16 protein-coding genes and 1 pseudogene are annotated in these 21,553 nt (G+C 42.0%); 11 read left to right on the top strand and 6 right to left on the bottom strand.

All coding sequences use genetic code 11. From position 1 onward, the window contains the following. Positions 1-107: 107 nt before the first annotated feature. From CDG76_RS17070 to CDG76_RS17060, 3 genes are all read left to right on the top strand, one after another. Positions 108-2,408 (top strand): amylo-alpha-1,6-glucosidase, encoded by a 2,301-nt coding sequence (locus CDG76_RS17070; RefSeq protein ID WP_094350167.1) that lies wholly within the window; start codon positions 108-110, stop codon positions 2,406-2,408. A gap of 451 nt (positions 2,409-2,859) precedes the next feature. Next, a complete protein-coding gene (locus CDG76_RS17065) occupies positions 2,860-4,344 on the top strand; it encodes a galactose oxidase-like domain-containing protein (protein WP_094350166.1) in 1,485 nt (494 codons plus the stop codon). Positions 4,345-4,551: 207 nt separating this feature from the next. Further along, positions 4,552-5,487: a hypothetical protein gene (locus CDG76_RS17060; protein WP_094350165.1), complete on the top strand. Its 936-nt coding sequence runs from the start codon at positions 4,552-4,554 to the stop codon at positions 5,485-5,487. 336 nt (positions 5,488-5,823) lie between these two features. Here the strand turns inward: CDG76_RS17060 and rpsU are convergent, their stop codons facing one another. Further along, entirely contained in the window at positions 5,824-6,015 is a 192-nt protein-coding gene (rpsU, locus tag CDG76_RS17055; protein WP_069073774.1) for a 30S ribosomal protein S21, read from the bottom strand. 120 nt (positions 6,016-6,135) lie between these two features. Beyond that, positions 6,136-6,459, bottom strand: a complete 324-nt coding sequence (locus tag CDG76_RS17050; protein ID WP_094350164.1) for an RNA recognition motif domain-containing protein — start codon at positions 6,457-6,459, stop codon at positions 6,136-6,138. Positions 6,460-6,962: 503 nt separating this feature from the next. Here CDG76_RS17050 and CDG76_RS17045 point away from each other — a divergent pair. The 5 genes from CDG76_RS17045 to CDG76_RS17025 all read left to right on the top strand — a co-directional run bounded on the left by CDG76_RS17045 (position 6,963) and on the right by CDG76_RS17025 (position 12,644). Further along, entirely contained in the window at positions 6,963-8,357 is a 1,395-nt protein-coding gene (locus CDG76_RS17045; protein WP_094350163.1) for a TldD/PmbA family protein, read from the top strand. 539 nt (positions 8,358-8,896) lie between these two features. Then, positions 8,897-9,427: a pentapeptide repeat-containing protein gene (locus CDG76_RS17040; protein ID WP_094350162.1), complete on the top strand. Its 531-nt coding sequence runs from the start codon at positions 8,897-8,899 to the stop codon at positions 9,425-9,427. 675 nt (positions 9,428-10,102) lie between these two features. Next, a complete protein-coding gene (locus tag CDG76_RS39640) occupies positions 10,103-11,080 on the top strand; it encodes a DUF1565 domain-containing protein (RefSeq protein WP_094350514.1) in 978 nt (325 codons plus the stop codon). Between the two features lie 47 nt (positions 11,081-11,127). Beyond that, positions 11,128-11,700, top strand: a complete 573-nt coding sequence (locus CDG76_RS39635; protein ID WP_094350161.1) for an S-layer homology domain-containing protein — start codon at positions 11,128-11,130, stop codon at positions 11,698-11,700. A gap of 131 nt (positions 11,701-11,831) precedes the next feature. Beyond that, positions 11,832-12,644 carry a hypothetical protein gene (locus tag CDG76_RS17025; protein ID WP_223265261.1) on the top strand — a complete coding sequence of 271 codons (813 nt, stop codon included), beginning with the start codon at positions 11,832-11,834 and terminating at the stop codon, positions 12,642-12,644. Positions 12,645-12,662: 18 nt separating this feature from the next. On the opposite strand, the gene CDG76_RS17020 is transcribed toward CDG76_RS17025, so the two are convergent. Then, complete coding sequence (locus tag CDG76_RS17020; RefSeq protein WP_094350160.1) at positions 12,663-14,732, bottom strand: tetratricopeptide repeat protein; 2,070 nt, start codon at positions 14,730-14,732, stop codon at positions 12,663-12,665. 484 nt (positions 14,733-15,216) lie between these two features. On the opposite strand from CDG76_RS17020, the gene CDG76_RS17015 reads away from it, so the two are divergent. Both CDG76_RS17015 and CDG76_RS17010 read left to right on the top strand, forming a co-directional pair. Next, on the top strand, positions 15,217-15,477 hold the full coding sequence (locus CDG76_RS17015) for a hypothetical protein (RefSeq protein WP_094350159.1): 261 nt from the start codon (positions 15,217-15,219) through the stop codon (positions 15,475-15,477). A gap of 322 nt (positions 15,478-15,799) precedes the next feature. After that, positions 15,800-16,360 (top strand): PEP-CTERM sorting domain-containing protein, encoded by a 561-nt coding sequence (locus CDG76_RS17010; RefSeq protein ID WP_094350158.1) that lies wholly within the window; start codon positions 15,800-15,802, stop codon positions 16,358-16,360. Between the two features lie 164 nt (positions 16,361-16,524). On the opposite strand, the gene CDG76_RS17005 is transcribed toward CDG76_RS17010, so the two are convergent. Together CDG76_RS17005 and CDG76_RS17000 are read right to left on the bottom strand one after the other, a co-directional pair. Further along, positions 16,525-18,885 (bottom strand): PhoX family protein, encoded by a 2,361-nt coding sequence (locus CDG76_RS17005; protein WP_094350157.1) that lies wholly within the window; start codon positions 18,883-18,885, stop codon positions 16,525-16,527. 356 nt (positions 18,886-19,241) lie between these two features. After that, positions 19,242-20,141, bottom strand: a pseudogene (locus CDG76_RS17000) (PhoX family protein); the annotation flags it as partial. Positions 20,142-20,277: 136 nt separating this feature from the next. Between CDG76_RS17000 and CDG76_RS16995 the strand changes: the two are divergent. Next, the gene (locus tag CDG76_RS16995) at positions 20,278-20,610 is read left to right on the top strand and encodes a hypothetical protein (protein WP_143854108.1); all 333 of its coding nucleotides are present in this window, start codon (positions 20,278-20,280) and stop codon (positions 20,608-20,610) included. Between the two features lie 32 nt (positions 20,611-20,642). Here CDG76_RS16995 and CDG76_RS16990 read toward each other — a convergent pair whose 3' ends face one another. After that, entirely contained in the window at positions 20,643-21,551 is a 909-nt protein-coding gene (locus CDG76_RS16990; RefSeq protein WP_094348222.1) for a transposase family protein, read from the bottom strand. Positions 21,552-21,553: the final 2 nt, after the last annotated feature.

Genomic DNA, 21,553 nt, shown 5'->3' with positions numbered 1-21,553 from the left:
TAGTAGCGTTAGAATTTGGGTCAAATAAAATTTACCCATCCACGCTCTCACAGTTTAATTACGATCTGTTACGACTATATCATACTCATAACGATTTTGAGTAGCAAATGCCTGATTTAGATACAAGAGAATGGTTGCTTACCAACGGCTTAGGAAGTTTTGCCAGCGGTACAATTTCTGATGTCCGCACGCGCACCTATCATGGTTGGCTGTTTGCCGCCACAAACCCACCTTCTGGAAGGACTCTGCTGTTTTCGCACCTAGAAGCTAGCTTAGAAATATTAGGGCGCGTTGTGGCACTGGGGACAAATGTTTGGGGTAACGGTCAGATTGAGCGAACTGGCTACGAACAGCTACGCCGTTTTGATATTAACCCAGTTCCTAAATGGACTTGGGGTCAAGATAACTGGCAATTAACCAGACAATTGGTAATGCCCTATGGTTTGGTGGGGACTGGGGACTGGGGATTGGGGATTGGGGACAAAGGGCGGGAGAGCAAAGGAGCAGGGGAGCAGGGGAGCAGCACTTCTCTACGAGAGGCTGCGCCAACGGCTACGCTCAGTGACCGAGGAGAAGTTGCAGAAAGTTTTTCCCCTCTGCCCCTCTGCCCCTCGGTAACAGAGCGACTTGCCTTGAGCGAAGTCGAAAGGAGCCGAAGTCCTGCCCCTCTGCCTCTGATGCCCAATGCCCAATTTTGCCATCGAATTTTAATCCAGTATCGCTACGAGGGAACTGAAACAGCGATTTTACGGTTGCGACTGTTGATAGCAGAACGTGACTTTCACCACCAGCAGACTGCTAGTCAAGAATTACAGTTTTCACAATTGCTAGGGGAACAGCAAGTCTGTCTGCAAGCAATCAATTCTGGGCGCTTCGGCATACCTTGGCACTTGCGCTGGACACAAGGAAATTATCAACCAGATGCAGTTTGGTATTGGGATTATAGATTGTCTGAGGAGACAAAACGGGGATTAGGCGACAAAGAAGACCTCCACAGTCCTGGTTACTTGATAGTCACACTTCAACCAGGAGACACGGTGACTTTAGAAGCACGAGTCGGTTTTCCTGACTCAGTGCCAAGTGTTCTCACCATCAAAACCTTCGCAGAAGCTGTGGAGGCAGAGCAAGAAAGGCTCTCACAGATTTTTGGATGGAGAGACTCAGGTATAGGGGCAGGGGAGCAAGGGAGAAGTTGCAGTAAGTTTTTCCCTTCTGCCCCTCTGCCCCTTGGCCCCTCTGCCTCTTATGTTCAATTCCCAATCTGGCAACAACTACTTAAAGCAAGCGATCAGTTTATCGTCTATCGAGCCTCAATTGCAGGCCCTACGGTCATTGCTGGTTATCATTGGTTTAATGACTGGGGACGCGATACATTAATCGCTTTACCGGGGTTGGCACTCGTTCCACAGCGCTTTGACGTAGCAAAAGGAGTATTGCGAACTTTTGGGCATTATTGTCGCCACGGTTTAATTGCGAATGCATTTCCCGATCTCAATGGCGAACCAATTTATAACAGCATTGATGTGGCATTGTGGTGGATTGAAACTTTAGGACTTTATTTAGAAGCTAGTCAAGACTGGGATTTTTTGGCAGAGCAATTCCCTGTAGTACAGCAAATTTATAAAGCATTTGTCGGTGGTACACATTTCAATATCCAGGTTGATGCTACCGATGGGCTAGTTAGTTGGGATGCTCGTGGTGTAGCTCTCACCTGGATGGATGTCGTAATTGGGGCACACCCCGTTACACCCCGTTACGGGAAGCCGGTGGAAATCAATGCGCTGTGGTATTCTGCCTTATGTTGGCTGAGTCAGTGGGCAGAGCGCTTGAGCCAAATGGAGTATGGCTCACCAGTGCGTCTCACTAAGCAAGCACAGCGTTATGCTAACCAAGCACAACACGTGAAAATCTCACTGCAAAAATTCTGGAATCCTCAGCTAGGTTATCTGTACGATACTATTGAGCCGGACGATCGCCGGAATTTTCAAATTCGTCCGAATGCCATTTTGGCGCTGTCCCTACACCATTGTGGGTTTCCCGAACAGCAAGGGTGTCAGATATTAGATTTGGCAACTACCAGCTTGCTCACACCTTATGGTCTTCGCAGTCTCGATCCAGGAGATCCCGAATATAAAGGGAAATATGAGGGTAATCAACAGCAACGCGATCGCGCTTATCACCAAGGCACTGTTTGGACTTGGCTAATTGGGCCATATATTCGGGCTTGGCAACGTTTTTATCCACAACAATCGCTGCCTTTTGATTGGCAACCCTTGCTAGATCACTTTTTCTTTGAGGCTTGTCTTGGTTCTATTTCTGAGATTTTTGATGGCGATTCACCTCACACACCCAGAGGAGCGATCGCTCAAGCTTGGTCAGTTGCCGAAGTAATCCGCCACATTAAATAGTTGTAGGCATACAGATGGTCTGGAATAATTATTCTTGATTAATATCTGTTCACAAATTAATGTTGCTAGTTGGAACCTAGAAAAACCTTACTATACAAGCTTTTTATTAATTGATCTGATTATCCAAAAGTGATTAGATATTTTCGATTATTTCACAAATTGAGGCCGCAAAACCAAAGATGTTTATTTTATTCTGTGAGAAAATATGTGATGATAAAACTTCATGAATAAGATGTAGTATTATTTATAGCAGCAATGTATTTCAGGCTTAATTTAGATACTCTACAGGATGGATCATTGACAGCGCAATTACTATTTATAAAGCTGATTTTACATTTACTTATTATAAAACACATCATATCTTAATGCTAAATAAGCCTAAAGAAGTATAGATATAAATTGAGAAATCAATTAATAAAATAAAGTTCACGTAGGAATAATTGTAAATAAAGTGACTCAACCTAATAACAAGACTAACCTTCAAGAGGAAACAGATTTAGGGACTTTCATTGCTCAGGCTACGACTACAGATAAATGGCAAGTATTGTCGTACAAAGCTCCAATCCTACCTATACATGCCGCTCTACTTCGTACTGGTAAGATACTCTTTTTCTGTGGCTCAGGTAACGATCCCAATCGGTTAAATACTCCCTATGACAGTGTGGTATGGGATGTCAAAAAGGGAACCTTTTCCCAGCAAGCGCCTCCATTGGATAGTAACAATCAACCTATGGATCTTTTTTGCGCTGGTCACTCCTTCCGCCCTGATGGTCAGTTACTAGTTGCAGGTGGAACTTTGCGCTATGACCCATTTTATGGTTCACCCTATGCTCTGATGTTCGATCCCATTGCTGAAAAATGGGTCAAGATCCTATCAATGAATAATGGCCGCTGGTATCCTACTGTGTTAACACTAGGCAGTGGTCGAGTCTTAGCAGTGTCTGGGCCGGATAAAGATGGCAAGCTCAATAGACAACCAGAAATTTATTCTGCTTTCTTTCCAAATGGTTGGAAAGCTTTTCCAACAACTAGTGCTTTACCGGCATACGGGCATTTGTTTCTACTAAGTAGTGGAAAGATTTTTTATTCAGGTGCCCAGATGGGTGGTACTGGAGTGACACCAAGGATATTAACCCTGCCAGAGACATTTACACAATCCATTACAGAAACAGTGGTGACAGGGCTGCAAGACATAGCTTTTGGCGATCAAGCTGCCAGTCTCCTTTTACCACCTGCACAAGATCAAAAGGTGATGATTCTCGGTGGGGGTAGTGGTAAGACAGCAACAAAGAGGGTAAATATTGTCGATTTAAAAACTAGTAATCCAACTTACGTAGCAGCAAAGCCTTTAAACTATGCTCGGATGCATCACAGCGCAGTTTTATTGCCCGATCGCACAGTGTTTGTTTGCAATGGTAGCAAAATGAATGAAGACACAACACAATCAATGCTGCCAGCAGAAATCTACAATCCAGCTACAAATACCTGGACAGTAGTAGCGAAACAAACTGTCCCCCGCGTATATCACTCGGTGGCCTTACTGCTACCAGATGGTAGGGTCGTCACAGCTGGGGGGAACCCTCAACGGAGGGTCAATGAACTGCGATTAGAAATCTACAGTCCTGCGTATATGTCGCGATCGCGTCCAGTTATTCAGAGCGCTCCTCAAACAGTGACCTACGGGCAGCAATTTACGATTCAGACACCCCAAGCTGCGAATATTAAGTGGGTTAGTTTTATTAGACCAATGGCAACTACCCATTCTTGCGATACAGAACAAAGGTTAGTGGATGCACCCATTATTTCTAGAAACGCTACTTCTCTTAAGGTCACGGTCATAAACAATCGAAACATCGCACCCCCAGGCTGGTACATGCTTTTCATTAGTAACAACAATGGAACACCCTCAGTAGCAACCTGGACGCAAATATATTAGAGGATGTTTGAAAAGGGTTTGCTTGAGCCTCAAGTGCTACTCAGGAGCGCGATCTTAAATCCCAAAACTCCGATTCTATCGTAGCAGTTTCTCGGTAGCCAGGGTAGTGAAACACACGCTTGAGGACTTTTCAAACAACCTCTTAGCCTTATCTGTTTATGTTCGCACTGCTACCTAATAAAAGTCATTAATTTTAGGAAGGAAAATATGAATTACAAGGTATCACGTCGACGGTTTGGACAGTTGGCACTTGCTGGAACTGTAGTATCTGGACTTAGTTATCTAACCAAGAAAGCCTTGGCAGAAACACCAAGTTTAAATATTGTAGGTATAGGTTCTAGCCCGATCATTAATACTGACCAAACGGTTATTACAGAGGTAAACACCACTGAATTAGTAGAGAACACTGCCCTAACCAGTGTAAGCACAGATATTAAGCCTGTAGGACTAGTTTTGCAATCCTTAATGACAGGAAAGGCTCAGGTACTTACGGATAAAAGTACACCTCTATTAGAACCTAATGAGATATTGAGTGGTTTTACCTCTTTAAGCAATGGCACACTTGTTGTAGCCATTACTCCGGTTGCGATTAGTCGGAGACAGCCGACACCTAGTCGCATTACATTTTTGGGTACGCCTGTAAAAACTTTGATAGTCTCAGGACTTAAACCAAATCAACAGCTTGGCAGCTTGCTAGGTACTAATGATGGGCGACTCATTGGTCTAGTAGGAAAGAAGAACGGTACACCACCGATCAGATTGGTAGATATTAATCTTCAAACAGGAGAGATAAGTTCTATTAGTAAGGTTAAATTCCTGGAGGATGAGCGGGTCAGCAATCTCGCTGAGTGCCCAGATGGAATACTTTATACCTCTATAGTTGGTGCGTATGGTGAGACAACTCTGGTGCAGCTAGATCCAAATCAAAAAAAGCCCATCAGACTAGGACAATTGAAAGTTAATGGTCAAGCATGGAATAATGGCTTACAAAGCTTAGTTTGCTCTACAACAGGTCAACTCCTCGCCTTTGGAGCGATGAGATATGAGACACCTAATGCTGTGTTTATTGTTGATAAGAACAGTGGAAATATGACTCGGCTACAAGACTTTGATACTGCTCAGATTACGCGTACTCGTGCTTAGAAGGAATTGATCTGATATCTCTAGCAAAAAAAAACTGCCTAGCCCTCATCTTTGCTTGAGGGCTTTTTATTGGCATTGATTGGTGCAGCTTATTATTAAGAATATTTTTGACTGATTTTTTAATGAGTTAACCTTGGAAATTCTGATTAATACAGAACAGCAATAACTCAAACAAATTTATAATAATTTTGAGAGATAGCTTATATCGGGAAAGGTTGCCGAAGTTCAAAACTTGCTCATTAGATTCTTCTTTGGAGTACAGCGATCGCCTTTTCGATAGCTAAGAACCTAATGAGAGAGCGTGTTAGCATAGCTAACCGGAGGTATCCTTAATAGTTAATTACGACGGAAATTTCTCTTGCGTTGTTTGTGTCTAGCGACTTCTTTGCGCTTGTGTTTTTCCAAAGGCGTTTCAAAGTGACGATTCTTTCTCATGTCTGGAAAAATGCCTGCTTTGGAAACTTCCCTCTTAAATCGGCGTAAGGCTGACTCAATTCCTTCATTTTCGCCCACAAATACTTGGGTCATTTATCATCTCCTATTTAATTGGTACTGGGCAATTTAAGCCATCCAGTAGACCGGAGCGCAAAAAGGGCAGATAATGATTCTGCCCTTTAGACGTTAAAACTTAATTTTTGATTTTAAAGCTTAGTAGCGGGATCTATTGTATCCACCACCACCACCACCGCCGCGGCGATCGCCACCACCACCAAAAGAACCACCTCTATCTTCTTTTGGTTTAGCCTTATTGACTTTGAGGTCGCGTCCCATCCACTCAGCTCCATCAAGAGCGTCAATGGCAGCTGTTTCTTCAGCTTCTGTGCCCATCTCTACAAAGGCAAAGCCGCGTGGACGTCCTGTTTCACGGTCAGTAGGTAACTGAACCCGCTTTACAGTACCGTGTTCGGCAAACACAGAATTGAGGTCATCTTGTGTGACCTCGTAGGATAGATTACCTACATAAATTGACATGCATTATCTCCAAAATCATAGGTGTGTAGAGATTTAGATTTCGGAGGCAAGCTTGTTAAGACCAAAAGGGAAAAGCCTGTCAATACTAAAAACAAAGAATGTAACCGAATTTTATTCTCACTTGATTATCTTAGCACATCATTGAGTTCTTACCCACCGTAACTCAAGATTGAGGATTGGAGATTGGGCACAAAAGGCAGAATTGCAAAGGGGCACAGAGGAAAAACTTACTGCAACTTCTCCTCTGTTTTTGCACTCACTCATACCAATTTGAAAAATGATTGCGACAGATGGATTCACACTAACCCAGAGGCACCAAGGCAATTCCCAATCCAAAATCTAAAATCGTTCGACTGAGCGTAGCGTTCCGCAGGAAAGTCCAAAATCTAAAATCTAAAATGGTATCATCTCCCCCAGTACAGAGTCTCCTCGTAATATTGATTAGCAGAAATTACCCAAATAATTGCAAAATAAATGCAGTTCGTCATTGTTACTAATTGAAAATGCCGACTACACTTGCTGACGCACAAAATTTACTTTCTGACCTGATCGCTCGCTACTCAGGGCGTGTAGATTATCTGATGATTCGCCTTGAAGAAGCAGAAGGGACTGATATCTTGTTGCGTGGCGACAAGGTAGAAACCCTCAGTGAAGGCATCTCCATTGGTGGTCATATTCGCGCTTGTTATAAAGGCGGATGGGGGTTGAGCTGCTTTAACCAGCTGGCAACAATCAAAGATCGCATAGAAGAAGCGATCGCAGCTGCGCGGATGGTTGGTGATGAAGAAACTTTACTTGCACCCATTGACCCGGTGCAAGCAGTATGCATTCTACCCCTAAAAGGTACTGACCCCCGAAACATCCCACTCTCGCAGAAAAAACAATTGTGCGATCGCTATGCCCAATTGCTCAAAAGCGTAGATCGCCGAATTACCACTACCTCGGTGCGTTACGGTGACAGTGCCCAAAAAGTCATCATTGCTACCTCAGAAGGTACTTTGATCGAGCAATCTTGGGTGGATATGGAAATGCGCTTTGCCGCCACCGCCAGAAATGGCGAAACCGTACAAACTGGACGGGAAACTACTGGCTCTCGCAAAGCTTACGAAGATTTAACTAGTTTGGATGAACAGGTAAAAGGTGCAGCTCAAAGAGCGCTCGCCGCTTTATCTCTACCACCAGTCAAAGGCAATACTTACACTGTAGTCATTGACCCAATTCTCACAGGTTTATTCGTCCACGAAGCCTTCGGACATCTTTCTGAGGCTGATATGGCTTACGAAAACCCCGATCTGTTAGAAGTTATGACCATCGGACGGCGGTTTGGCCCAGAAGAACTGCAAATTTTTGATGGTGCAGCTCCAGAGGGACATCGCGGTAGCTATTTTTACGACGATGAAGGCACACCTGCCACTACTACTCAGCTAATTAAAGATGGAGTTTTAGTGGGACGTTTACATTCTCGTGAAACTGCTGGCAAATTGGAGGAAGCGCCTACGGGTAACGCCCGTTGTCTTAACTATCACTTTACTCCCATTGTGCGGATGACAAATACCTGGATTGAACGGGGTAAAACACCAGTTGCAGACTTATTCACCGATATCAAAGAAGGAGTTTATGCCCGTAATTGGTTGGGTGGGATGACAAATGGGGAAATGTTCACCTTTAGTGCTGGGGAAGCGTGGATGATTAGGAACGGCAAAATTGCTGAACCTGTCCGGGATGTAACGCTTTCGGGAAATGTATTCCAAACTTTAGCGGATATTGAGGCACTTGGTGATGATTTTTACTGGGATGAATCTGGCGGTTGTGGTAAGGGAGGGCAAAATGGCTTGTCAGTGGGTTGTGGTGGCCCTAGCCTCCGAATTCGAGATGTAGTGGTTGGCGGGGAAACATGAACTATCCGCTTCAGTCGTAAGAATCGTAGTCTGCAAAAGAATAGGAATTGGTTTTGCCATAACCTCTGCCAGACAAACAACACAATTGAGTATAGCGATCACTTTGCACTAATGCTTAACGTGAGTTTCCAACGGAGGCTCACGTTAATCCTTAAATTTTTAAGGTGAGCAACATCCCTCGCAAGTCTGAAATTAACTCATAACTCTAGGTAGTAGCGCTAGTAGTTAAAAATAGCTATTCTAGACAAAGTTGATTTAATATCCACTCTAGTTTGATTCATCACACTAATCCTCTGTGGCGCGTGCTGGGGATTTACTGTTAGTCTGGATAGTCCAAAATTATTCATAATTGATTGCTTGCAGACTCGCTACTACTGCCCTAACGTAATTCGTAATTAAAGACTATTTCAGACTCTTATTTAAACACCCAAACTGAAACAAAGCCACGTATATATATAAAGGGCAATTACACACAAAAATTACGAATTACGAATTACGAATTACGAATTAGTTAAACGTTCCTTAGCACAGCGACAGATATGAAAGCAGATCAACTCCTGAAAAACTATGCCGCAGGTGTCAGAGACTTTACTGGTATCAACTTGAGCGAGGCCAACTTAAGGGAAGCCAATCTCAGTGGCGTAATTTTAGATCGAGCAATTTTAGATGGAGCTAATCTGAGTCACGCTAATTTAGCCCACGCCAGTTTGATTGAAGCAGACTTAAATGGGGCAGATTTGAGCAATGCGGATCTCAGTAGTAGCAACTTAAGCGGAGCAATTTTGGATGGAGCTATCTTGGATGGAGCAGATTTGGATGGAGCTAATTTGAGTCATGCTGATTTGACGGTTGCTAAATTGATTCAAACTAATTTGAGTGAGGCGGATTTGCAGGAAGCAAACTTGATAGCGGCGAATCTAGATGGAGCGGATTTAAGTGGTGCAGACTTAACGGTAGCCGACTTATCCCAGGCAAATCTCACCCAAGCAGATTTGAGCCAAACAAATTTGAGCGGAGCAAATTTGTCTGGAGCCAATATAGAAGGAACTATTTTGGATGAAAATGTTTAATCTCATTTTCTTACAGAGCAAGGGTTCTGGGTTGCTGACTCAATATATTAACCAAAACAGTACCTCGGAACACCAAGATTAAAACTCGAAACTTGAGCTTCATTTTATGTTTGGTTGATTACTTAATTAAACCCGGATAATCTCACACGCCAGATGCTCTACTTGGGGAGAGGCTATTGTAGGGGCGCAAGGACTTGCATTGGTGTCAACTTAAGCCGAAAACTATATTGGACAGGCGTTTTGCAAATCTCTCACGCCCTCATCCCCTAACCCCTTCTCCCTTGGGAGAAGGGGAATTGAATGTCTAGCTCCCCTCTCACTGATGGGAGAGGGGCTGGGGTGAGGGCAAAACGTTGTCACCAAGCGGGTTTAGCGTTAAGTTGACACGTATGCAAGACCTTGCGCCCCTACAAATATACAAATAATTTGGGATAATTTATTTTTTGCAAGTCCCTAACAATGCCGTTGAGATGAGAACTTGGAATGTTGCACAAGAGTCTATAACTTTTGTGTACACACGATCTGCTTCTCAAAAAAAGTCAACACACGATCTGCTTGCCAGAAAAAGTCAGATGGATATATTTTCTATAGACAAGGATACTACTGTGAAAAAGTTTGCTACAAGTAGTGTTATTTACGATTGTCATAATTAAAACAATTGACTCTCAACTATCAATGGTGAACTCTACCCTCGTCGTCACACTCTATGTCAACCCTATGACAGGGAATGATACCAATACTGGTTCACGGTTGAGTCCTTTTAAAAGCCTCACCCGTGCTTTAAAAGTAACCAAAATCCCGACGATAATTCATCTGGAGTCGGGGACTTACAACGCTGCTAGTGGTGAGGTGTTTCCACTAATCGTCCCTGGAGGAGCGACAGTGATGGGTAATGAAGTTAACAAAGGTGCAGGTATTGTAATTTCTGGGAGTGGCGAGTTTCAAAGTCCCAGTTTTGGTATACAAAATATTACGCTACTCTTGGTAGATAATGCCAGTCTTTTAGGTGTAACTGTCACCAATCCCTCAACCAAAGGCACTGGTATCTGGATTGAATCGGCTGCACCTACTTTAAGTAACAATACTCTGAGCAATTGTGGGCGGGAAGGTGTGTTTACCACTGGTACTGCCAAACCCACAATTTTAGATAACGTATTTGTGCAAAATACTGCTAGCGGGTTAGTAATGGCAGGTTATAGCCAGGGAGAGGTACGGCGGAATGTATTTCAAAGAAACCCTTTAGGCATAGCAATTAGTGACTTTGCTGCGCCAACGATCGCCAATAATAAATTATCAGAAAATCGCACCGCGATCGCACTTTCTCGCAATGCCCAACCTGTGCTACGTCAAAATCTCATTGCTAAAAATACTCAAGGTGGTTTATTAGTCAATGGCAATGCAGTCGCCGATTTAGGTAATACCGAAGATCCAGGTGATAATATTTTTCGCGATCATATTGAATTTGATTTATATAATGCCACTACACAAAAGCTAGTTTCCGTAGGTAATCAATTAAATCCGTCTCTAGTCAAGGGTTTGGTAGAATTACTCCCAACTAATCGAGTAACGGTTAACACCAGTCCCTCTGATACCTCGACAGAATTCCCACCTCAAAAACCCCCCTTGTCCCCTTGTCCCNGTAATCTCCTTTGAGAAAGCGCTAGAATTCCAGCCTAATTCTCCCAAAATTTGGGATAAACATGGTTATACATTGGGCAGAACCATTTATTCAAGCATTAGCGAGGATGGATTTAACTCATGCGTTTGCCAATGGTAGCTACCAGCCAGATAAACCCATGACTCGCGCCCAGTATGCAGCTTTGGTGGCGATCGCTTTTAACCCATTTCCCAAAATCCCGGCACCTGATTTTACGGATGTACCCAAGGATTTTTGGGCTTATAGCCCTATCCAAATCGCGGCTAGCGGTGGCTTTGTTGGCGGATTTAGCGATCGCACTTTCCGCCCCGATCAAAGTGTGCAACGGCTACAGGTGATTGTCTCCTTAGTAAACGGACTGGGACTACCAGCTGTCGATCGCGATGTTTTAGAAGTATATAGCGATCGTCATACCATTCCCGACTACGCCCGAACAGCTGTTGCCACTGCTACACAACGGGGAATCGTTGTCAACTATCCAGATCCGAAAGTGCTTGCACCTTTACGTTTGGCAACACGTGCCGAAGTTGCAGCGATGGTTTATCAGGCATTAGTCGCCATTGGGCAAACATCTGCGATTAAATCAGTCTATGTGGGGTTGCATTCTAGAAGTTGACAAGTAGAATAAGGAACACTGCCTATCGGCTTGGCAACTCTTGGAAAAATAAACCATGTAGTTAAAAGCACGCTAGGCTAATATGCGATGGGTGACAAATCTAAGACCTATTGCCTAAAGCTAATAGCCCCATGTTAACAACACTTCCAGACACCTCTGCCAACTTGGCGATCGCTTTATTAATTAACTATAGTTTCGATCTCAGTGGGTATAGTGCCAATGAGCTAGTTGAGCGTTGGCAAACGCAATACCCCCTTAATTGGCTACACCTGGCAGTGATTGAGGCACTATATCAAGGTCGTTATAAAGCGGTTTCCGTGCAGCAAATTTTAGTATTTTGGCAGCGCCGGGATCAGGCTACATATCATTTCAACATGGAATTTGAACGGATGATTTGTAGCAAATTTCCCCAAAGCTTAACGTCATCGGCTGCACCAGTTCTACCGCCAGCCAAGAAAAAACCCACTCTAGAGCAAGTGACGAGTCCTCAATTACCACCAGCTAGGATTCGCAATGGCTATCAACACAGCAATACTGCGACTCTCCAACTGAAAAGTTATGAACCAAAGACATCTTTGACTGAAGAAGATGGAAAGCAGGAAGATAGAGATAATAAAACTGTCTTGAAGTCTCCGCTTTCTGGGAAATTTACCTCTTCGGCAACCCTTGAGCGATTATCTGCTGTCAGCCAGAGGCAAACTTCACAAGAAAGTCCAGCGCCTTCCCCATCACCAAACCATCATCAACGACAGCCAAAACTGCTCCCACCTGCTCCTATTCATGCCCCAATCGGGCAATTTACCCCCGAAACAAGCGATCGCTCTGATTCTTTTACATCTAAACTCAAAGCCATGTCTGGGGAGCATACTTCGACTACGCTCAGTAACCGGGAGAGCAGGGAGCAGGGAGCAGGGAGCAGGGGGAGAATAACGAATGACGAATGATGAATGACGAATGACATTTTATTGTGCAACTAACAGCTGAAAGCGCTCATCGTCGGCAATATCATCAAAATCTAGGTCAGTTGCTGCGTCTTCTTTATACCTGGGATTAAGTTCAATTGCTTGTTGTAGAGTTAACAGAGATCGGTCAACTTGTCTTTGCAGTGCGTAACAGGCTGCTTTGTTGTAATAGGCACTTGCATAATCTGGCTTAATTTCTAAGGCTTTGTTAAAACTAGCGATCGCTTCATCATCGCGTCCCAATCTTACCAATGTATAACCATGTTTATCCCAAATTTTGGGAGAATTAGGCTGGAATTCTAGCGCTTTCTCAAAGGAGATTACTGCCTCTTCGTATTGTTCTAATGTTACTAGAGAAAGACCGCGATTTAACCAGGCAACGGCATCGTCAGGTTTGATTTGTGTAGCTTTGTCAAATGAGCCAAAGGCTTGCTGATGTTGTTGTAAATTTCCAAAAGCAACGCCGCGATCGCACCAAGCTTGATGATAATCTGGCTGAATCGCAATCGCTTGATCATAGGATGCGATCGCATCTTGGTAGCGTTTCAATCTTCCCAGAGTCAGACCACGTTTTAACCAACTCACAGGTTCATCCGGTTGGATTTTCACTGCTTGGTTGTAAGCTGCGATCGCATCTTCATAGTGCCTTTGAGAAAACAGATCGTCTCCCTGTTTTACATACTCATCAGCAGTGAATTCCGGTTGTTGTGGCTGTTCCTGTATTTCTTGCTCAACTTCAAAATTCACCACTTCTAGAATCGATTCTGGCGTAATTTCAGTTAGTTCTTGAAGAATCAGATCCTTTCTTTCTTGGGCATCCAATTGTAACTCAGAGAGTTGAGAGACAAACTCAGTTTCTAATCTTTCTAATTTCTCTAAAATGAGAATCTTTTGTTGTTGAGCATTCCATTGTAATTCTGAAAATTGCGAAGTAAACTCAGAGCCAGATTTTTCTAAATTCTCAATAATTAGCTCTTTGGATTTTTGAGCATCGACTTGTAATTCCGATAATTGAAATTTAAATTCTGACTGCAATGCTTCTAAACTCGCAAGAATTTTATTTTTTTGTTCTTGAGCATCTATCTGTAATTCCGATAATTGAGATTTAAGTTCCTGCTCAAATATACCTAAACTATCAACAGCAATTTCTTTTTGCTTTTGAGCATCAACGTGTAATTCGGATAATTTTTCTACAAATTCTGACTGTAATTTTGTTAAAATTTCAAAAGTTATATCTTTTTGCTGTTGAGCATGAGACTGCCATCCAGAAAGTTGAGATGTGAACTCAGACTTTGATATTTCTAAATCAGCAACGGTTAGTTCTTGCTGTTGTTGCACACCTAACTTTAACTTAGACAGTTCTTCTGCCATAACAGATGCTAATTTTCCTAAATTATCCAGTGCTATATCTTTTTGTTGTTGAGCATCAAACTCTAACTTAGATAGCCCCGAAGCAAATTTTGACTCTAAATTTTCTATATTTTCTTGAGATTTTTTTAGTTCAGCTTCTAATCTATTTAATACCTGTGCTTTAGCTAAATCTAGATCGGATATTAGAATAGAGACATTTGCTTGTTCATTTTTAATTTTTTGTTGTAAAGCAGTCGTTTCCTGTTCTAATTCAGAATTTATTTTTTTCGCATCTTGAATAACATTTTCAGCTTCTTGTTTAACAGTGATTAGCTGATTTTGTAATTTTTCCATTCCCTGGACTTGTTGCATTGCCCTATCAACAATTTCTCGGATTATCACCCGTCGCAACAGCCATAACAAAGCAATGACTGCGACTGGAAAGAGACTTAGTATAACTAGCCAAATATCGAGTAATATAGTTGTGCGGCTAAAAGTGCTTTTAAAATCAGATTGGACTTGCTGTTGAATTCGTTTTTCTGCTCGTAGTCGTGCTAACTCTTCTCGTTCTGAATTCGATAATACCGGAGTCGGAGTTAGTGCTGGGTTGGGTAATGGTGCAGATTGTCCACTGGCAATTCCAATGGATAACAATAAGGGTAAAAATACAGTAGTGCTTTTTATAATTAAAGCGAAAACAGCTTGATTTTTGCTCTGCATAACAACCATCTGAGTCTGTTGGTCAGTTTTTGAAGCGACGCGCCTCTCTCCAATCTATAACAGAATTAAGTGGTTAAATGTTGTAGAGGCAGTGTAAAATTCTGAGCAATCCTTAACTAATCCGTTTCCTCGTCCTGAGTGTACGTACAACTTTAGTCAGAGAGTGCAGTCAAGTTTGTGACACTTGTTGGTGAGGTACTACTATAATATTACTACGTTGCGATTACTGCTAAAGATGGTGAAAGTCAAGCAGTAAAAATAATAATTTATCAGCCAGTGGAAGACAAAATGCGAAAGCATCGAAGCTTTCTTAGACCATCCACCGAACAAGGTTCAGACTTTGTTTTTATAGATAACAGGGCGGTGAAACTGAAAGTTCTACCTGTATGGGAAGTGTCATGTGTGGTTACTTCGCATTAACATTAGATTATCTACAATCAGTAGATTACTTGTCCTCAAATTAACTTAACAAAGGCGGTAGAAAATGGGTCGCATAAATCCTTACACACTGCAATTGCAGATTACCCGAATGTTTGAGCAAGGGCAATCATTATTTGCCACAACCAAGGTACAGGAATGGTTGAAAGAACGTAAACATAATCCAGAAGATTATGACATTCTTTTCCATAAAAAACCTGCACCTCCTGGTTCCAAAGAAGTAATAGTTGTGGAAATTGAATTACGCCGCAAAGATGGACAACCTGTAGATCCGTGGTTGCAGGAACAAGCAAATCTCCATGCCTGATTTTCGCAACTATAGCAGTCCTAAATTAGATGTGAAAACTTCTTTTTCTCTTCTTGGCATTTCGCAGAAAAAGCGGTTTGTTCATTTTCACAACTTAGATAGGATTGCTATGTGTGAGGGCTACGCCTACGCCCCAACTCAAAACATAACCGACTGTAAATATTGAAATAAGTTTACAAAAAATTTATATATATCTGACAATCTTAAAGATTTAACAAAGATCATCTTTTGTTGGTTATTTCTTAACCTATCTAAATTGGTTAAAAGTTTATTTAAGTGAAATTACAGAATTATTCATTTTTTAGCTTCGGAGCATTTTCTGATGAAATTAGCTAAAGATATTAGCGTTGCGGCTTTTGCTGTTGCGATCGCGGTTGCTGCTGGTGTTAAACCGACGCAAGCTGCCTTAGTGAATTATGATTTCACCGTAAATGCGACATCTGGCGATCGCCCCGGTCAGTATTTCGGCTCTTTTCGGTATGATGACTCGACTTTAACTGCGATCGGTGAGGAAACTCTAGGCGTTAGCAATGGATTATCTATTGTATTTGACTACTTAGGGACTCAGTATACAGAGGCAAGTGATTTTGATTATCCATCATCTCCTGTAGTCAGCTTTACAAATGGCAACCTGTCAGGACTGAGCTATTTAGTGGAAGATCGGTTTTTGATTGGTAACGGTCTAGGTAATCCAAATACAGGAGGAACAAAATTTTATAGCATTCTCAGTGCTGACTTATTGTCTACAACAGAGGTGGGTGCGGTCACTTACTCTAAAAGTACATCCGTACCAGAACCGATGACTCTTGGCGGTATAGCGATCGCTAGTGCTATGGCGTTGGGGATGAAACGCAAGAAAAAACTATCTACAGTAACAAATTAATAGTTCTACTTTGAAAATTAATATAGAGACGTTAGATAATAACGTCTCTACACACATAGTTATACCAATTTGAAAAAACAATGCGACAAATAGACCATTTGTAGAGACGCGATTCATCGCGTCTTTACTTAAGGATGTGTTGCAATCAATTAATTGAATTGGTATTAGGTAAAACTACCAGTAGGATTCTTACGTCTAATGGCAATTACAGATGGTTTGGGAACACTTCTAGGTTGACCCTTACCACCGTCAGCAGTTGAGATGTTGCTTGGCCAACTACTACCACGAGGGACAGTCCGAGCCTGATTGAATGTAACACCATTTAAATCCAGTAATTCAATCTCACGACTCAAAATCGTACCATCATTAATTGGGCTATCTTCGCCGGGATGCTGTACCGAAATAATCAGCGTATCTCCCACAAAAGTTGGCCCGGTCATCTCACAACGCACTGGTCCATGAGCAAAAGGTATTACCTCTCCGGCATTCTTACCAGTAGTAGGAATATAGAATAGCCAGTTATTACCGAAAACTCCTGTGAAGTTAGAAACATTACCACTGGCTGTGTGGTCGATGGTAGTTACTGTCCCGGCGGCACCGACATTAAAACCATTATGAGTGGTGGTAGACATATCTGTTACCCCCCAAATATTTGCCTTATTGTCGAACACTAAATTATCTACATTGGCAAAACCAGCACCAGAAATCGATCCGGCTTCGCCACCCTGAGCAAATCTTTGCCAACGGAAGGTTAGACCAGTACCATCGGCACTATCTTCAATAATTTTGTACAATCCCCCGGATTGCTGAGTTGCGTTGACATCTGTACTCAACTTGGCAACCTGGAAAATGCGCGAATCTGGATAACCGTCGCTTCCTGGCGCACCATCAGTATAGGCAATGAAAACTTCTTTGGTGTTTGGATGCACTTCTATATCTTCTGGACGTGCAGTGGGAGTTCCGCCAGCCAAATTCGCTGCTAAGAAAGCATCGCTGAGAATAGCACCTTGGGAAGTGTAGAAGTCAGATAGCTTCTTACCTTGATAAGCAGGTAGTCTCTCTGCTTCATTGGTGCGATCGACTGCGAGGGAACCACCATCTGTAGTTTGACCTGCAATCCCATTGCGTTTTGGTAGGGGTAAAAGACCATTTCTTTGAGCCGAACCCAAAGCAGCAAACTCCACAGAAGAAATTACCGATGGTGAAATGGGATTGGTGGGACTGTTTAAACGTAACGGTATCCATTGACCCGTACCGTTTGGATTGTAGCGGGCGACATACAATGTACCACTTTCCCACAAACTGCTGTTGGCTTTACTGGTTGGTGAAGAAATAACACCCGCACTGACAAATTTCCAGGTGTGTCCGCCACGTCTGTCATCACCCATATAGGCGATTAATGGCTTCCCAGCTTCAGCACGGATGGCAACGTTTTCATGGCGGTAACGACCCAGTGAAGTATGTTTGCGAGGACGGAAATTTGGATTAACGGGGTCAATTTCGACAATCCAACCGTATTTTTCACCAACTAAACCGAAGGTCTTACCAGTAGTACCATCGATGTAACCTGTTTGAGTACCATTAGGGTTGACTGATTCTGTGACACCAACAAAAGCTCCTACACTTCCTTGAAAGTTCTCTTCAGCACTTAAAATAGTTCCCCAAGGAGTTGTACCGCCAGAACAGTTATAGCCAGTGCCAATAATTTTGTTACCCAATCCATCGGAGGAGAGGTTAAATACTTGGGTTGCGGCTGGGCCAGTTGCGATCAGATAGTTTTGATCGCCTTTTTGGTAGCTGCGACTTCCCCAAGAAGTGACATTTTTATATTCATCACTCCTTTGGCTATTAATTCCCAACCCAGAAAGACCATGAAGGCGGCGATTTCTCGCATCACCTTTAACCACAGCATAACGGTTACTGGAATTACGTCGGGAGATGCAGACGATTGATCCGCCTAAGTTATATAGTGCTTCGCCGTCAAATTCAATACCTCTGGTGGCAGGTAAAGCCCAGCCAATTACTGATTCAAAGGTGGTAGGCAATCCTTTAACATCAGCAGGAGCTTCTGGTGCTAGATCGGAAAATGGAAAACTCACATATTCGTGATTGACCCACAAATAGCCGACATCGTTAGTTCTGCCCAGAGGAATGAAACCTGTATAATCGTTGTTGTAACCGAAATATTCATCTTTGTTAGGAAAGACGCGATCGCCCCAGCTGATAATTACATAACGTTCGTACTCTGGTGGCACTATCACATCATCAACTACGTTGTAGCTATTTAACTTCGCATTTGCAGATACATTGATTACCTGTCCCTGACCGATTCCCGTTGGCAAGAAACTTTTCTGCTGTTTATAAACGGGTAAGGAATGGGGTAAGCGCACTGGTGTAAAGCTCAGTCGCTTGTTTGTTGCTCCTGCAATACTAGAAACACCATCTAGAATTGTGTCTCCCAAGACAGCCGCACCAGCACTGCCAGCAAAAAATACTAAAATTTGTCTGCGACTTAATTTAGACATTAAACTCTCCTCTGTTGTGACACTAAAAATTTCATAAAGGCAAATCTTGATTACTGACAAAAAAAGCCATAAATTATTTACGTCAAATGCCGCAGATTTTGAATGGTAATTAACCTGTTATTAACAAAATCTTTTTGCTATTTAGGTTACATAACCAGACAAAAATTTTCACTTTTTCATATAATTTAATTACCAAAAATTAACCCAAGGTTATATCTTGATTAATGGAGATTTATTCTAAAATTAACTAAAAGCTTTGTTGTCTATAAAATTTCACAAGAATAAGTCGCGTTGCGTCTCTAAGAGATACAACGCGTAGCTCTTTCGTTCAAAATTTAACTTTGAATTCTGTCTTGTTAAATAAACTTACTGCGAGAATTTTTTGGGCGGATACCAATTACAGATGGTCGGGGAACACCTGTAGCTTGCTCCTTACCACCATCAGTTTTTGAGATATTACTCGGCCAACTACTGCCACGAGGTAAACTCCGAGTTTGATTGAATGTAGTACCATTCAAATCTAGTAATTCAATGTTGCGACTCAGCATTGTGCCATCGTTAATTGGACAATCTTCACCAGGATGCTGTACTGAAATAATCAGTGTATTTCCGACAAAAGTTGGCCCGGTCATTTCGCAACGCACTGGCCCATGAGCAAATGGTATTACCTGTCCGGCATTTGCACCACTGGTAGAGATAAAAAATAGCCAGTTATTACCGAAAACTCCAGTAAAATCAGAAACATTACCACTAACGGTATGATCGATTTTGGTTTGCTTACCTTCAGCACCTACATCAAAACCGTTGTGAGTGTCGGTAGACATATCCGTGACACCCCAAATATTTCCCTGATTGTCAAAAACTAGATTATCAACGTTGGCAAAACCAGCGCCATTAACTGACCCAGCTTCGCCACCTTGGGCAAATCTCTGCCACCGGAAGGTTAAACCTGTGGCATCGGCACTATCTTCAATAATTTTGTACAGTCCTCCTGATTGCTGAGTCGCATTGGCATCTGTACTTAACTTGGCAACTTGAAAAATCCGCGAATCAGGATAGCCATCATTTCCCGGCGCACCATCTGTATAGGCAATGAACACTTCTTTGGTAGTTGGATGCACTTCTATATCTTCGGGACGCGCTGTGGGAGTTCCCCCGACTAAGTTTGCAGCTAAAAAGGCGTCACTCAGAACAGCACCTTGGCTAGAGTAGAAGTCAGAAAGTTTCTTATTTTGATAATCAGGTAGTGCTTTTGCTACCATAGCAATTTATCCCGTCGAACTCACGTAAAGGTTTTTAGAAAAACTTAATGTATCTAACTTGACATATAAACTTTTTCTACAGTAGCTTGTGATTAATCCAAGTATATCTTATGACAATTAGACAAAAGTTATGATGCGTAACATCCTCCGTAATTCTTTGATTGCTTCCGCTGTAGCTGTTGTTGGTGCTACTGCTTTTGTTGGTAAGGCAAATGCTCAATCAGTTGATGTAGACTTTACTGGTAGCGTGCCTAGCACTTGTACCATCACCAAACTGGCAGACGGTGTTTTAGGTCCTACTAATAATGCATCTACATTAGACTTATCCAAAAATCTGAAATGTTTACTATACAATGCTTTTAGCGATTTTAATGGCTTGCGATCGCTTGCGCTTGGTGGACGCAAGAATAAGGCTTTAGGGGAATTAATCGAGCTAATTTATCAGTTAGCAAGGAAAAGATAGAAAGAGTGAAAATTTATTTTTTCCCGATAAACTCAATTATTAACAGATAAAAACCATGAGCAATTAAGTCGCAATCTGACAAGTCCACATACTGCCATTATTACCCGATTATAGCGATGACGAGATAAACGAAATTTCTCACTCGCTACTCGAAATATTTTCACTCGACATATCATGTGTTCAACACCAATTCTCCGTGAAGATAATTGTTTATTCTGTTCTTTTTGCAGTTGTGAAATCTCTGATTTTTTGGGTTTTTTATGTGGTGTAGTAATTGCATTATCTCCGATATAAGCTTTGTCACCAATAAACTTTTGTTCAACATTGAATTTATGCCGTGTTTCTCGAAATAAACCTATATCGCTTGTTTTACCTAATTTACCAACATATACATCAACAATATCTTCTCCCTTTGGCAGCACAATAAACTGATTTTTTAGAGTGTGCATTTTTTTCTTACCAGAATAATATTGTTTCTGGTTTTGGTAGTCCATAGGTCTTTCTATGGCTTGCTCTGCGCTATCTACAATTAATTCGTATTCACCAAGTATTTTACGTAAATTTTGATATTTTTTGCTATCTTTTTCTACTTCTTCTATTTGAGAGGCTGGTAAAACTTCTCTTAAAATTTCTACCCAATAATTAAATGTATCATTAGCTTTTGTTTTGGAGATGTCAAAGAGTAAACCTAATATTTCAAAAATTGGTTTTTGTCTAAGATAAATTAGGCATAAGCAGATCCCTTCTTTTGAAGATATCTCCGGTTTTCGTCCACCCCCAGGGGCAATAATACGAGTTTTATTCCTTTCGATTTCTGCACGTTTTTCTAAATGGCATTTTTCCGCTAAACTTACTAATGCTAAAAATTGCTCATAATCAATACCGATTAATCGCTTTGCTTCTTGCGGATGTGATTCAATTCTTGCCAGAGGACTTGTCATTA

It is taken from the genome of Nostoc sp. 'Peltigera membranacea cyanobiont' 210A (assembly GCF_002246015.1).
Taxonomy (GTDB): Bacteria; Cyanobacteriota; Cyanobacteriia; order Cyanobacteriales; family Nostocaceae; genus Nostoc.
Note: the sequence above shows the minus strand (reverse complement) of the source record. Positions and strands in the feature narration are given on the sequence as shown.

What these genes read in the sequence shown, in the direction of transcription:
- CDG76_RS17045 (WP_094350163.1), top strand. Translation starts at nt 6,963, where the DNA reads ATGCCGACTACACTTGCTGACGCACAAAATTTACTTTCTGACCTGATC.
- CDG76_RS17020 (WP_094350160.1), bottom strand. Translation starts at nt 14,732, where the DNA reads ATGCAGAGCAAAAATCAAGCTGTTTTCGCTTTAATTATAAAAAGCACT.
- CDG76_RS17015 (WP_094350159.1), top strand. Translation starts at nt 15,217, where the DNA reads ATGGGTCGCATAAATCCTTACACACTGCAATTGCAGATTACCCGAATG.
- CDG76_RS17040 (WP_094350162.1), top strand. Translation starts at nt 8,897, where the DNA reads ATGAAAGCAGATCAACTCCTGAAAAACTATGCCGCAGGTGTCAGAGAC.
- CDG76_RS17070 (WP_094350167.1), top strand. Translation starts at nt 108, where the DNA reads ATGCCTGATTTAGATACAAGAGAATGGTTGCTTACCAACGGCTTAGGA.
- CDG76_RS17005 (WP_094350157.1), bottom strand. Translation starts at nt 18,885, where the DNA reads ATGTCTAAATTAAGTCGCAGACAAATTTTAGTATTTTTTGCTGGCAGT.
- CDG76_RS17010 (WP_094350158.1), top strand. Translation starts at nt 15,800, where the DNA reads ATGAAATTAGCTAAAGATATTAGCGTTGCGGCTTTTGCTGTTGCGATC.
- CDG76_RS17050 (WP_094350164.1), bottom strand. Translation starts at nt 6,459, where the DNA reads ATGTCAATTTATGTAGGTAATCTATCCTACGAGGTCACACAAGATGAC.
- CDG76_RS39635 (WP_094350161.1), top strand. Translation starts at nt 11,128, where the DNA reads ATGGTTATACATTGGGCAGAACCATTTATTCAAGCATTAGCGAGGATG.
- CDG76_RS16990 (WP_094348222.1), bottom strand. Translation starts at nt 21,551, where the DNA reads ATGACAAGTCCTCTGGCAAGAATTGAATCACATCCGCAAGAAGCAAAG.
- CDG76_RS17025 (WP_223265261.1), top strand. Translation starts at nt 11,832, where the DNA reads ATGTTAACAACACTTCCAGACACCTCTGCCAACTTGGCGATCGCTTTA.
- rpsU (WP_069073774.1), bottom strand. Translation starts at nt 6,015, where the DNA reads ATGACCCAAGTATTTGTGGGCGAAAATGAAGGAATTGAGTCAGCCTTA.
- CDG76_RS17060 (WP_094350165.1), top strand. Translation starts at nt 4,552, where the DNA reads ATGAATTACAAGGTATCACGTCGACGGTTTGGACAGTTGGCACTTGCT.
- CDG76_RS16995 (WP_143854108.1), top strand. Translation starts at nt 20,278, where the DNA reads ATGATGCGTAACATCCTCCGTAATTCTTTGATTGCTTCCGCTGTAGCT.